At 56.7% G+C, this 418-nt stretch carries 1 pseudogene; it reads left to right on the top strand.

What is annotated here, in order from left to right:
* Positions 1–117: 117 nt before the first annotated feature.
* Positions 118–418, top strand: a pseudogene (gene intI1 / locus B347_RS0115735) (class 1 integron integrase IntI1); the annotation flags it as partial.

The raw sequence follows: 418 nt of genomic DNA, 5'->3' as shown, positions 1-418 counted from the left end.
CCCTGCTGCGTAACATCGTTGCTGCTCCATAACATCAAACATCGACCCACGGCGTAACGCGCTTGCTGCTTGGATGCCCGAGGCATAGACTGTACAAAAAAACAGTCATAACAAGCCATGAAAACCGCCACTGCGCCGTTACCACCGCTGCGTTCGGTCAAGGTTCTGGACCAGTTGCGTGAGCGCATACGCTACTTGCATTACAGCTTACCAACCGAACAGGCTTATGTCCACTGGGTTCGTGCCTTCATCCGTTTCCACGGTGTGCGTCACCCGGCAACCTTGGGCAGCAGCGAAGTCGAGGCATTTCTGTCCTGGCTGGCGAACGAGCGCAAGGTTTCGGTCTCCACGCATCGTCAGGCATTGGCGGCCTTGCTGTTCTTCTACGGCAAGGTGCTGTGCACGGATCTGCCCTGGC

The organism is Pseudomonas psychrophila HA-4 (assembly GCF_000282975.1).
Classification (GTDB): Bacteria; Pseudomonadota; Gammaproteobacteria; order Pseudomonadales; family Pseudomonadaceae; genus Aquipseudomonas; species Aquipseudomonas psychrophila_A.
This window is presented reverse-complemented; position numbering and strand designations above follow the sequence as displayed.